Origin of the sequence: Halochromatium salexigens (genome assembly GCF_016653295.1) — a bacterium.
GTDB lineage: Bacteria > Pseudomonadota > Gammaproteobacteria > Chromatiales > Chromatiaceae > Lamprobacter > Lamprobacter salexigens.
Map to the genome: position 1 here is coordinate 1 of NZ_NHSF01000024.1, position 11,747 is coordinate 11,747.

Here is an 11,747-nt window from a genome sequence, read left to right on the forward strand (position 1 = left end):
ACGCTCTATACCGTCTATGCCTCATGGGAGGAGCTGTTGACGTTTATGCTCGAGGCGCTCGAACCGGCCCAGCCTCCACCAAAAGCGCGGCGCTTAAGGCGGTGACAGGGCAAATTTGGAATTGCTGCAGCCCCAGTTGGCTCTGGCCCTTTTGAGATGTGGGTAATGGCATGGGCAAAACGACCGCGACTGGGTGAAATCCCAACCTGGAGCTTGAACTTGGCATCACTGGTGAGAGGGCGCCGCTGCCTTGACGGCGAGCGTTGGGAACTTGGAGCGAGGCCCGCGGCCTCGGCAGCGCTTGGGCTCGGCGCCTGAGTGGGGCGCTTTGCGATTGCCCATGACGATTGCTAGCAATGACTTGGCATCGCTGTTGCTTTGACTCCGGGTGGGCAGGCCGATCACGATTCGGCCGCCCGAAACGCACTTACGGGCGAGTCAGCGTGCCTAGATTGGCGCTGACTGACTTGCCGTGATCAATCGATTCAATCAACGGAGGTTCCTATGCGATTCGATACCAAGATGATGGCGAGCTCTGCTCTTGTACTGGCGTTGACAGGCGCAACAGGGGCCTGGGCTGAAGACACGATGGTCGCACCTGACGATAGCTGGATCAGTGTCAGCGGGACCGTCGAGAGCGTGACCCATGACGCCTTCGTCCTGGACTATGGCGAAGGTGTCATGACTGTCGAAATGGACGACGGCGATCGCGATGCCGACGGCTACAGGCTGGTCAGGGGCGATAACGTCACCGTCAACGGCCGCATCGACGATGATCTGTTCGAGGCGCGGACGCTCGAGGCGAGCAGCGTCTATGTGGAAAACATCGACACCTATTTCTATGCATCGGCCTTTGATGATGAAGCCATCAATGATGTCATCGTCACCGTCCAGACGCCGGTGGTGATCTCAGCGACGACCGTGCAGGGCACGGTGACCGAGGTTGGCTCCGAGGAATTCGTCGTCGATACCGGTTTGAGCAAGGTGCGCGTCGAAGTCGACGAGCTGGCCTACAACCCACTCGACGACGAGGGCTATCAGAAGATCGAGGTCGGCAACCGCGTGAGCGTGACCGGCCAGATCGATGACGATCTCTTCGAGGGTCGCGAGCTGGTTGCCGATTCGGTGATCACGCTGTCGAGCAGCAGTTGATCGGCCGCTCTGACCGCTCGCCGGCTTAGGCGAGCTGATGGCGCCGCGCCGCGCTTGACTGCTGCTCAGCGCGGACGCGGCGCTGCTCATCGTGCTTTTTGCTTTTTTTCATAACCCGCCTACTTTGAAGCCATCGGGAGATCTGTATGCCCAATTCGAAACTCTGGTTGATCGTGGCCGATGAAGGGCGCGCTGCTCTCTATGCAGCTGACGACCCGACCGCCCCCCTCACGGAGGTGCATGATTTCATCGGTGCCGAGAATCGGCTGCTAGACCAAGAGCTGGTCACCGACAAGCCCGGTCGTGCCTTTGATTCGGGTGGAAAAGGGCGCCACGCGCTCGAGCCAAGCACCGAGCCGGGCGAGGTCGAGGCCCAGCGCTTCGCGAAATGGCTCGCCGAGACCCTGGATCAAGCCAGGACCGAGCAGCGCTTTGAGATGCTCGGATTAGTCGCGCCGCCGGCCTTTCTTGGCTTGCTGCGCAAGAGTCTGCCGGATGAGACGGCCCGTCAGGTCGTGCTCGAGATCGACAAGGACTTGACGCGCGACGATGCTGAAGGGGTGCGGGCTCATTTGCCGGAGCGGCTGTTTGAAATGCCCCTGCGTTGAGCCTTGGATGCATGGAATCCAGCCCGCGCCGGCAACTCAGCAGTCGCGGGCTGATGGTTGTGCGTATGGAGCGCGCGATGAATCAATCCGTTGCGGACTCGACACGATCGCCGGTCTCTTCGATCGCTTCATCGGTCTCCTCGGCTGCCTTGCGTGCAGCCTCCCGTGTCTTCTCAGTCGCTTCGGCGGCGGTTTCCTGCGTCGCTTCCACGGACTCTTCAACGATCTCGCCGGCTTGCTCGCTGAACTCAGGCTTAGGCTCAACGGGCTCCGAGGGGTTATCGCAGCCCCAGAGCAAGATGGCGGATGTGACGATGGCAATCACCGTCAAGATATGGGTATTGGTCTTCATTCAATGATCTCCGTACGTAGTGATGGGTGAAGTGGGTGCTCTGGTCCGTGATGGATTCAGGGTTACGGATTCAGACTGACGGTTGTTTCGCGCCACTCCGGGGGCTTATGGCCCGATGGTCGACTCAAATCGTCTACTGACTTGGCGCTGAGCAGACGCTCGATCTCAGCGCTGGAGGTCTCATCCAGTTCACCGAGCATCAGGCCCACCAGGCAGTTACCCGTTCTTGCGCGTTGACGAGCAACGGCATTGCTGGACCTGCAAAGCCGACTTTGCACACCAACCTTAAGCAACGTATGTGCCAAAGCGCGGCACCTTGCCAGCCGCTGAGCCAACCCCTGCGGTTAGGCTTGCTGACAGCGTTCTTCGCAGGAGCGAAAGGCGCCCCAAGTCTCAACGGCTCTAGAGACCCTTGCCGCCGGCACGCTGAGCAGGCGGGCTGACAATCCGCAGTTGCCCTCCTTCAGGCGCGCGGGATCGGTGTATTTGCCAACACGCTGGGTGATTTGAACCGGTTGCTGGGGGCTAGTCAGCTGTCAGGTCAGTCGTTGGCAGCGAAAGCCGATCGATCCACTCTGCGCTGTCGTACCCGAACAGCACCATCGCGAAGCCGGCGAGTAGGGCGGCGCTGAGCGACAGACCGATGCGCCAAGCCAGCCGTGGACCGGCGATGGCTGCGCAGAGCAGGGTCTTGAACAGGGCGTTGGTGGTCAATGCGATGAGGATGGCGATCAGCGCCGTGCGCTGACCGATCTGCTCCAGCTCCATGCGAGCAATTGAGAGCGTGATCGCATTCAGGTCGGCCACACCGGAAACCGCGGCGACGCCGAGCAAGCCCGCGCTACCGAAGATCTCCGCGCTGATGCGCGCGACCAGCATGACCACCGCCAAGAGCAATCCGAAACGCAGCGCCTGGCCCAGGGCGAGGGGGTTGCTGACCTGCAGCACATCGGCCTCGAGCGGTGCTCTGCGGCGAAGCCAGAACACCAGGGTTGGCACAAAGGTCAGCAACGTCATGCCGGTCAGTGGCGGCGCCAAGGCGGGCGCCAGCGTGGGCTTCAGCAGCGCGACGATGACCAGGATACGCGGAAACAGCGTCGTGTTCGCGATCAGAATGCCGGTCGCGATCAGGTTGGCGCGTGCATGCTGATGACGCGCGATGCGGGCCATCTGCAGCGTCAGTGCGGTCGAGGAGGCGAGTCCAGCGAGGAGGCCGGTGAGCGCTACACCCGCATTGGCCCCGAACACCTTGATGGCGAAATAGCCGACGTATGAGATCGTGGCGATCAACACCACCAACCACCAGAGCTCGTAAGGGTTGAGCGCTTGATCCGGTCCATAACCTTGGTCTGGCAAGACGGGCAGCAGGACCATGGTGATCAACAACAGCTTGAGGGTGGCTTGCAGCTCGGCTTGTTCGAGCCGGGCGAGCCAGAGATGCAATTGTGGCTTGAAGCCGAGCAGGAATGTCGAGATGACTGCGGCCGATGCAGCCTCGGCTTGATGCCCTAACGTCGAGAGCGCGGCGAGCGCGAACGCGAGCAGCTCAGCGATCAGGGTGGTGCTGCCGGTCGCGGCATTCTCGCAGACATGGAGTAGATAACTGCCAACCGCAACTGCCGCCAGCGCCACGAACAGGAGTCCAAGGACGATCGGCGAGAGCGCCTGCGCGATCACACCACCGACGCCGCCGAGCAGACCGATGAGGCCGAAGGTCCGAACGCCAGCTGGCTTTCTGCTATCGGCGTCTTGCTCGTTGTGCCAGCCACGCTCGAGACCGAACAGGAGACCAATCGCGAGCGCAACAGCGAGCTCAACGAGGATTCGGTGCTCCTCGCCCCCGATCAGGCTTGTCATGCTGTCGTTGCTCAGATGTCGGTATCACGCCCGCTGGCTTCCTTGGATTCTGGGATCAAGGTCTCACGGTAGGCGTGCCAGCTGGCATAACCAAGCAGTGGTGTGACGATGATGAGGCCGACGAAGTAGGTCAGAATGCCGACTGTCGTCAATGCCGCGATCATGATGGCCCAGAGGCTCATCGCCGGCCAGTTATCGCCAACCGCGCGCGAGCTTGCGAGGGCTGCGTTGATGGCATCGACTCGCTGATCGACCAACATCGGCAGCGACACCGCAGTGATCCGGAACACGAGCACGGCCAACACCAGTGCAATGCCACCGAACACCAGCGCGAACGGCCAGCTCTGTCCGAAGATCACCGGCAGCGGGCGTACCTCCGCATAGGTCGGCATCACTTCATGATAGACACCGCCGAAGAGCAGGTTCGAGAGCATGATCCAGTTGATGAAGACCAACAGCAAGAACAGGCCCATCAGCGAAAGGCCGGAGTTGTTGGCCGCGAGGATGCGCCGAATCGTCTCGCTGGGTTTTTCGCCGGGCGATTCGCGACGCTTTGCCATCGCCATCAACCCGACCGAGAGGATCGGACCCAGGACCAAGAAGCCACCGAAGATGAAGGGCACGAAGTAGAAGCGGTTGGCTCCGACGGTCAGCGAAACGATCAGAAAGGCCAGCGCCGCCACTGCGGCTCCATAGAGCAGCCCTGTGATGGGTGCGGCCATGAGATCGTCGAAGCCGCTTCGCAGCCAAGAGAATGGCTGTGCCGCTGGCACGCGCGGAATCCCAAATCGGCGCCGCGGGATCTGGCTGGTTTCCAGGACAAAGGTGTTCATGAGGACTCCTCCGCTCATTGTCAGGGATGATTGTCACGGATGATGGGGCGCTGCCAACGCCGAAGCGCATCTAGCGATTGGCCTCCTCGGCGGTCGGTGGCGGGTCCTCGGCGATCAGGTTCCACTCAGAGCGGTCGATGACCCCGTCGTTGTTGGTGTCCAGCCGGCGCCAGTCGGTGCCGATGCGCGGGCTGGCATGGGCCTCGCTCGACGTCAGCACACCGTCGCGATCGAGGTCCAGGTCACTGAAGGGGCGGATCGGATCGATCTCGTCTTCAAGGGGGGCGACACCGGTGAGCGGAGACTCCTGCTGGGGTATATCCCCCGTCGCTGGTTCATTTGCCGGGCGCTTTTGACCCTCGGGGAGGGTGTGTGCACCCTTTCCCTCGGTGAGGATCGCCTCGTCCTCGGCCGCCGGATCGGCGCCGGCGCTGCTGGGCAGGGTGAGTGCGGCGAGCGTCAGGGCTGCGAGGGTCAGTCGGCTGTGCTCGATTGTTTTCGTGTGAGTCATTCGCTGTCTCCTGATGTGCTGTTGTCGATTTGGATGCCCGGCTTCAACGATCATCGTGATCGAAGCAAAGGCTATGCCGGAGCGATCAGGCCGGGGCCTCGCCCGAGTGATCAAGCATCCGCGCATGTGCTCGAGCGTCGTCACTCGCGCAGGGCCTTGTGCGAGGGGATGCCGGCGACCTGCTCATCGGCCCGAAGCGCCTTCAGCAGCCCCCAGCAGGCGATCAACAAGAACGCGGTCATCGGCAGACCCGAGGTCAGGGAGGCGGTGCGCAGGGCCTGCAAACCGCCCGAGAGCAGCAAGGTCGCCGCGACGGTGCCCTCGGCAACGGCCCAGAAGATCCGCTGTGCCTTGGGTGGGTGGGGATGGCCGCCCGAGGTGACCATGTCATCGACCAGCGAGCCGGAGTCGGATGAGGTGACGAAGAAGACCACCACCATCAGGGTCGCCAGGATCAACGTGAAGGTTTGCAGCGGGAGCTGATCCAGCATGGCGTAGAGACCGGCACTGGCATTTTGCTGCACCACGGTCTCGATGCCGCTCTCGCCGAATATGGTGCCGTGCAGCCCGGTGCCACCGAACACGGTGAGCCAGAAGAAGGTGATCAGCACCGGCACGAAGAGCACGGCCAGGATGAACTCGCCGATCGTGCGTCCCCGCGAGATCCGCGCGACGAAGACACCCACGAACGGCGACCAGGAGATCCACCAGCTCCAGTAGAACAGCGTCCAGTCGAACTGCCACTGGCTGTCCGGTCGCAGATCCAGCCACAGGCTTTGGCTGACGAACGCCTGCAGGTAGGTGCCGGTGGCGGAGATGAAGAGCTTGATCAAATAGACCGTGGGTCCGGCGATCAAGACGAACAGCAGCAGCACGCCGGCAAGCCCGAGATTGAGACGCGAGAGCAAGCGGATGCCGCGATGAACGCCGGTGACCACCGAGATCGTCGCAATGACGGTGATGACCGCGATAATCGCCACCTGCGCTGACTCCGCCTGAGGCACACCCGAGAGACGACCCAAGCCGGCGTTGATCTGAATGGCGCCGAGGCCAAGGGAGGTTGCAACACCGAACAGGGTGCCGACGGTGGCCAGGATGTCGATGGCATGGCCGATAGGACCGAAGATGCGTTTGCCGATCAGCGGATAGAGCAGCGATCGCGGCGCCAGCGGCAGCTCATGGCGAAAGTGGAAGTAGGCGATCGAGAGCCCGAAGACGATGTAGATGGCCCAGGGGTGGAGTCCCCAGTGGAAGAAGCTCAGGCGCAACGCCTCGCGCACCGGGCCACCCTCTGCGGCAGGTGGAAACGGTGGGTCGCTCCAGTGCATCACCGGCTCGGCGACACCCCAGAACACCAGCCCGGTGCCCATGCCGGCACTGAACATCATCGCGAACCAGGACAGGTCGCTCAGCTCAGGCTCACTGTCCTAGCCGCCGAGCCGAGGAAGACGGTCGGCTGCATAGTCGAGAGGATGCGCGAGAGTTTAAGCACGATGTTCTTGCTCGGGGGCGGCCGCCAAATCCGCGGGGACGCCGAAGCACCCCCACGGTCGCGATCTATAGGATCACGCGGTTGATGACGTGCACGATGCCATTGCCGGCGACCAGGTTGCTCTGCACGATCTCAGAGCCGCCGACGCTCAACCTCGAGCCTGGCGCGCTGAGCTCGAGCGATTTGCCCGACAGGGTCTCGGTTTGGTCGGCCTGCAAGAGATCGGTGATGCCAAGGCGTGCCCGCACGACGTGATTGCTGACCAGATCGATCAGGGCTTGTTGGTCTTGCATCAGGGCCTGACGCTGGTCCGCTGACAGCGCATCGAAGGCCGAGTTGGTCGGCACGAAGAGCGTGAAGGGGCCATCTTCCTTGAGCACGTCGATCAAGCCGGCCTGCTCGATGGCTTGCTCGAATTGTTGAAACAGGGCGGTGTTCTGCGTGATATCGAGCACCGTGGTGTCGGCGGCGGCACCGCTGGTCGAGCTTGGATCGTAAGCCGCGAAGGGCCCGGGTGCATCATAATTGCGATCGCCGGCCTCGGCCCGCGCGATGGTTTCCTCACCAGCGTACTTGCTGCCTAGGGTCAGGGCTGTGAGTGGCCCGAGTGCGAGCACGAGCGCGAACACGATGGTCCAGCGTTGCTGGGTCAAGAAGGTTGGTTGTTCACTCATGAGAGGAATCCTCTTTTCAGCGTGTTAAGCGGGGACGAGCATTGAGTCAACGCGAGTCGAGTGCCGCGCCGGAGCCAGCTCGTCCACGAGTTGGGAGTGATTGGTCTTATGCAGCGGCCATGCCAGTGCTTTGCCGAGCGGGCTGTCGGGTGTCTCGATCCCTGTCCTTGTCGGCGCCGGCGAGACGGCGCGGGGCATTTGACCCAGTTGCTGGTTGATTCAGACCGCTTCGTTGGTCGCTTGCCGGGCTGAGCTGTGCGATAGCCGCAAACGCCCGCGCATCGCGTTGCGCCATGCAGGCTGTGAGGCCGGGCTGCGATCCGATCCTCTGCTCTGGCTAGCTGTCCAGTCAGGCATGCCCATCGCGCGATGTCGGGCCGGTCGGGTGGCAGGGGAGATGAGCCGGCGGCTTCCGGGACTGGCGCGGCCTTTGCATTCGGTGCAGGGAATTCCACGTTTTCCCTGACCGAGGAGCGCGTCGATGTTCTTCAAACAGTTTTATCTGCCGAGTCTCGGCCATGCCTCCTACCTGGTGGGCTCTGAAGAGTCGGGAGAGGCCCTGGTGCTTGATGTGCGCCGCGATGTCGAGACCTATTTCGCCGAAGCGCGCGAGCAAGGGATGCGCATTCGCTACGCCTGCGATACCCATCAGCACAACGACTATCTGAGCGGCATCTGTGAGCTACCCGCGCGCGGTGAGGTCCAACTGCTCGCCGGCGCGCGGGCCGAGGTCGGCTATCCGGTGCGCGCGATGGACGACGGCGAGACGTTGGAGATGGGTGAGGTGCGTTTCGAACTGATGCACACCCCTGGACACACGCCAGAGCACATCAGTCTGCTGGTCACCGACCGCTCGCGCGGCGATGAGCCCGCGATCCTGTTCTCGGGTGGGGCGCTGCTGGTCGGCGATCTGGCGCGGCCAGACCTGTTGGGCGGTGAGGAGGAGACACGCAAGGGTGCCGAAGCCTTCTGCGAGACCCTGCAGCACAAGATCCTGCCGCTACCCGATTTCGTCGAGGTCTTCCCCACCCACGTGGCCGGCTCGCTCTGCGGTGGCAATATTGGCAGCCGTCTGTCGACGACGATTGGTTACGAGCGGCGCATGAACCAAGTGCTGAGCAGCCTGTCGTCCAGTGACGACTTCGTGCGTCAGTGCATGGACCTGACCGATCTACCCGCAGTACCCCCGTATTGGCCACGGATGCGCAAGCTCAACAGCGAGGGTCCGCCACTGCTCGGCGTGCTGGCCGACCCGCCGCCGCTCGGCATCGAGGAGGTTGAGAAGGCCCGCGACGAGGGTGCCATTGTCGTCGACTGCCGACCGCCTGAGGCGTTCTCGGCCCATATTCCGGGTGCGATCAATGTGGGCATCGGCAACAGCTTTGCGACCTGGGCTGGCAGTGTGCTGCCGCCGGATCGGGATCTGATCCTCGTGCTCGATCGCGCCGGCGATCTGTGGGAGGTCTGTTGGCAGCTGTTGCGCATTGGCTATCCACTGCCGCGCGGCTGGCTCGGGGGTGGCATGTTGGCCTGGCGCACCGCCGGCAAGCCGATCGACGTCTTGCCCCAGTGGACGGTGCACGAGCTGCGCCGAGCGCTCGACAAGGACCGCGACCTCCTCGTGCTCGACGTGCGTCAGCCCGCCGAGTGGAGCGCCGGGCACATCCCGCAAGCGCGGCACATCACCGGCGCAGAGATCGCCAAGCGCGCCGACGAGCTGCCCAAGAACCGGCCCATCGCAGCGATCTGCGGTAGCGGTTATCGCTCATCGGTCGCCGCTAGCCTGCTCAAGACCCGCGGGCATCGCGAGGTCTACAACGTCCTTGGCGGCATGACCGGCTGGGAGGCCGAGGGCTTGCACACAGCAACCTAAACGAGGGCCGCGATGGCAGCCAACGATGACAAGCGAGGTCAGCAAAGCGGCTGGCCAAAGACACTCCAATGCGAGCAGTTTCAGCAGGAGATACCGCCTGATGAGGCGCTGCATCCCGAGGGGCAGGACTATACCTTGGCCTTTTGCTCGCCGGCCTGCCACGCGCTCTGGCGCGATGAGCAGGCCGAGCCGGTGGTCTCGAGCCGCCGTCCTTAACGATCTGGTGCTTGCGCCTATCGCGCCTTCGGGCGCGGTGACCGCGATGATGGCGAGGCCGCCATCATCGATATTCAATTCAACCGGTGGAGGAAGGCTTGAAGCGCCCAAGCAGCTTGGCATTGATGGCGACGATGACGGTCGAGAGCGACATCAAGGCGGCGCCAACGGCGGGACTCAGCAAGATGCCGGCACCATAGCCAACCCCGGCTGCCAGCGGGATGGCCGCAGCGTTATAGCCAGTCGCCCAGAATAAGTTCTGGATCATCTTGCCGTAGGTGGCCCGCGAGAGCTCGATCACATTGGCGACGCGCTTAGGGTCGGATTCGACCAGCACGACATCAGCCGACTCCACGGCCACATCGGTGCCGGCGCCGATGGCGATGCCGAGATCGGCCTGCACCAGTGCCGGCGCATCGTTGACACCGTCGCCGACCATGGCGACGATGCGCCCGCCACGCTGAACCGCTTCGATGCGCTTGGCCTTCTCATTCGGCAGCACCTCGGCGAAGTATTCGCTCAGGCCCAGCTCGTCAGCGATCGACTTGGCCACGGCCTCGGCATCGCCGGTGAGCATCAGGCAGTCGATGCCCATCGCCTGGAGACGCCTGATGGCCTCGCGCGACTCATCGCGGATCAGGTCCGCCAGCGCGATGGCACCGAGCGGGCGCTCATCCTCCAGCACGTAGACCAGCGTCTTGCCGCCCTCGCGCAGTTGGGCCACGGCGTCCTCATCGACCGCGATCGCCTGTTCGCGCAGGTAACCGGGACTGACCACACGGAGCGCGCGGCCGTCGACCTGGGCCTTGGCACCGCGGCCGGAGAGGTTCTCGAACGCGGCAGCCTCGGGGATCTGCAGCCCCTTGTCCTGCGCCGCCTCGACGATGCCCTGGGCGATCGGGTGCTCGGAGCGTGCCTCCAGGCCAGCGGCCAGACGTAGCAGCGCGTCCTCATCCAGGTCACCGAAGCCGGTGACCCCCTGGACCCCGAAGCGCCCTGCGGTCAGCGTGCCGGTCTTATCGAAGACGACGGCGTCGAGCTTGCGTGCCCGCTCGAAGCCCGCGCGATTACGGATCAGCAGGCCGCGCCCGGCGGCGAGGCTAGTGCTCACCGCCACGACCAGGGGCACCGCGAGCCCGAGGGCATGCGGGCAGGTAATGACCATCACGGTGACCATGCGCTCGAGCGCAAAGTCGAAGGCGTAGCCGACGAACAGCCAGGTACCGAGCGTGATCAGGCCCGCCGAGAGGGCGATATAGGTCAGCCAGGCCGCGGCGCGATCGGCCAAGTTCTGCGCGCGTGAGCGCGACGCCTGCGCCTGACGGACCGTCTCGACGACCTGCGACAAGTAGGTATCAGCGCCGGTCTTCTGCACCTCCAGCGTGATGCTGCCCTCGCCATTGATGGCACCGCCAACGGCCTCATCACCGTCGCCTTTCTCGACCGGGCGGGACTCGCCGGTGAGCATGGACTCGTCTAGGCTGGTCTTGCCCTCGACGATGGTGCCATCGACCGGCACCTTCTCGCCGGGGCGGACCCGCACGCGGTCGCCCTTGTGCAGCTCGCTGATCGGCACCTCCTTGACCTTGCCGTTGTCGTCGAGGCGCAGCGCCCGGTCCGGCATCATCTGGACCAGGCTCTCGAGCGCGCTCGAGGCTCCCATTACCGACTTCATCTCGATCCAGTGGCCGAGCAGCATCACGTCGACCAGGGTGGCCAGCTCCCAGAAGAAGACCTTGCCCTCGAGCCCGAGCACCACGGCCGCTGAATAGCCATAGGCAACCGTGATCGCGAGCGCGATTAGGGTCATCATCCCGGGCGCGCCGGCACGCAGCTCGGACAGCAGGCCCGTCAGGAAGGGCCAGCCTCCGTACAGGAACACCGCGGTGGAGAGGGCGAGCAGGGCATACTGATCGCCCGGAAAGGCGAGCGCATCGGTCAGTCCGAGAAAAGACTGAATCAGCGGCGACAGCAGCAGGATCGGCACCGTCAACAGCACCGAAATCCAGAACCGCCGACGGAAGTCGGCCATCATGGCGCCGTGGTCGTGATGCGCGTGCTGATCCTGGCCTTCGTGCTCGTGCTCACTCATTGGGTGTCTCCATGAAGTCTGTTCCTCGGGCTGACCGAGACGCAGCCCCTAAGGAGCCATGGTTAGACTCGGCTTCGGGACTCCGTT

Annotated in this window: 10 protein-coding genes and 1 pseudogene; 4 read left to right on the forward strand and 7 right to left on the reverse strand. The window is 63.6% G+C overall.

Annotated elements, in window-relative coordinates:
* Window positions 1–588 precede the first annotated feature (588 nt).
* Together CCR82_RS04475 and CCR82_RS04480 are read left to right on the forward strand one after the other, a co-directional pair.
* On the forward strand, window positions 589–1,152 hold the full coding sequence (locus CCR82_RS04475) for a hypothetical protein (RefSeq protein WP_201244215.1): 564 nt from the start codon (window positions 589–591) through the stop codon (window positions 1,150–1,152).
* 146 nt (window positions 1,153–1,298) lie between these two features.
* On the forward strand, window positions 1,299–1,760 hold the full coding sequence (locus tag CCR82_RS04480) for a host attachment protein (RefSeq protein ID WP_201244216.1): 462 nt from the start codon (window positions 1,299–1,301) through the stop codon (window positions 1,758–1,760).
* A gap of 82 nt (window positions 1,761–1,842) precedes the next feature.
* On the opposite strand, the gene CCR82_RS04485 is transcribed toward CCR82_RS04480, so the two are convergent.
* From CCR82_RS04485 to CCR82_RS04510, 6 genes and pseudogenes are all read right to left on the reverse strand, one after another.
* Complete coding sequence (locus tag CCR82_RS04485; protein ID WP_201244217.1) at window positions 1,843–2,112, reverse strand: hypothetical protein; 270 nt, start codon at window positions 2,110–2,112, stop codon at window positions 1,843–1,845.
* Between the two features lie 525 nt (window positions 2,113–2,637).
* Window positions 2,638–3,969: an MgtC/SapB family protein gene (locus tag CCR82_RS04490; RefSeq protein ID WP_201244218.1), complete on the reverse strand. Its 1,332-nt coding sequence runs from the start codon at window positions 3,967–3,969 to the stop codon at window positions 2,638–2,640.
* A gap of 11 nt (window positions 3,970–3,980) precedes the next feature.
* Window positions 3,981–4,802: a DUF2189 domain-containing protein gene (locus CCR82_RS04495; RefSeq protein ID WP_201244219.1), complete on the reverse strand. Its 822-nt coding sequence runs from the start codon at window positions 4,800–4,802 to the stop codon at window positions 3,981–3,983.
* 70 nt (window positions 4,803–4,872) lie between these two features.
* Window positions 4,873–5,313: an EF-hand domain-containing protein gene (locus tag CCR82_RS04500; protein ID WP_201244220.1), complete on the reverse strand. Its 441-nt coding sequence runs from the start codon at window positions 5,311–5,313 to the stop codon at window positions 4,873–4,875.
* A 140-nt stretch (window positions 5,314–5,453) separates the two neighbouring features.
* A pseudogene (locus tag CCR82_RS04505) lies at window positions 5,454–6,728 on the reverse strand (BCCT family transporter); the annotation flags it as partial.
* A gap of 142 nt (window positions 6,729–6,870) precedes the next feature.
* Complete coding sequence (locus CCR82_RS04510; protein WP_201244222.1) at window positions 6,871–7,479, reverse strand: fasciclin domain-containing protein; 609 nt, start codon at window positions 7,477–7,479, stop codon at window positions 6,871–6,873.
* A 481-nt stretch (window positions 7,480–7,960) separates the two neighbouring features.
* Between CCR82_RS04510 and CCR82_RS04515 the strand changes: the two genes are divergently transcribed.
* Window positions 7,961–9,352 carry an MBL fold metallo-hydrolase gene (locus CCR82_RS04515; RefSeq protein WP_201244223.1) on the forward strand — a complete coding sequence of 464 codons (1,392 nt, stop codon included), beginning with the start codon at window positions 7,961–7,963 and terminating at the stop codon, window positions 9,350–9,352.
* 12 nt (window positions 9,353–9,364) lie between these two features.
* On the forward strand, window positions 9,365–9,568 hold the full coding sequence (locus CCR82_RS04520; RefSeq protein ID WP_201244224.1) for a hypothetical protein: 204 nt from the start codon (window positions 9,365–9,367) through the stop codon (window positions 9,566–9,568).
* 79 nt (window positions 9,569–9,647) lie between these two features.
* Here CCR82_RS04520 and CCR82_RS04525 read toward each other — a convergent pair whose 3' ends face one another.
* Window positions 9,648–11,660: a copper-translocating P-type ATPase gene (locus CCR82_RS04525; protein WP_242513253.1), complete on the reverse strand. Its 2,013-nt coding sequence runs from the start codon at window positions 11,658–11,660 to the stop codon at window positions 9,648–9,650.
* Between the last annotated feature and the right edge of the window lie 87 nt (window positions 11,661–11,747).

What these genes read in the sequence shown, in the direction of transcription:
- CCR82_RS04475 (WP_201244215.1), top strand. Translation starts at nt 589, where the DNA reads ATGGTCGCACCTGACGATAGCTGGATCAGTGTCAGCGGGACCGTCGAG.
- CCR82_RS04480 (WP_201244216.1), top strand. Translation starts at nt 1,299, where the DNA reads ATGCCCAATTCGAAACTCTGGTTGATCGTGGCCGATGAAGGGCGCGCT.
- CCR82_RS04485 (WP_201244217.1), bottom strand. Translation starts at nt 2,112, where the DNA reads ATGAAGACCAATACCCATATCTTGACGGTGATTGCCATCGTCACATCC.
- CCR82_RS04490 (WP_201244218.1), bottom strand. Translation starts at nt 3,969, where the DNA reads ATGACAAGCCTGATCGGGGGCGAGGAGCACCGAATCCTCGTTGAGCTC.
- CCR82_RS04495 (WP_201244219.1), bottom strand. Translation starts at nt 4,802, where the DNA reads ATGAACACCTTTGTCCTGGAAACCAGCCAGATCCCGCGGCGCCGATTT.
- CCR82_RS04500 (WP_201244220.1), bottom strand. Translation starts at nt 5,313, where the DNA reads ATGACTCACACGAAAACAATCGAGCACAGCCGACTGACCCTCGCAGCC.
- CCR82_RS04510 (WP_201244222.1), bottom strand. Translation starts at nt 7,479, where the DNA reads ATGAGTGAACAACCAACCTTCTTGACCCAGCAACGCTGGACCATCGTG.
- CCR82_RS04515 (WP_201244223.1), top strand. Translation starts at nt 7,961, where the DNA reads ATGTTCTTCAAACAGTTTTATCTGCCGAGTCTCGGCCATGCCTCCTAC.
- CCR82_RS04520 (WP_201244224.1), top strand. Translation starts at nt 9,365, where the DNA reads ATGGCAGCCAACGATGACAAGCGAGGTCAGCAAAGCGGCTGGCCAAAG.
- CCR82_RS04525 (WP_242513253.1), bottom strand. Translation starts at nt 11,660, where the DNA reads ATGAGTGAGCACGAGCACGAAGGCCAGGATCAGCACGCGCATCACGAC.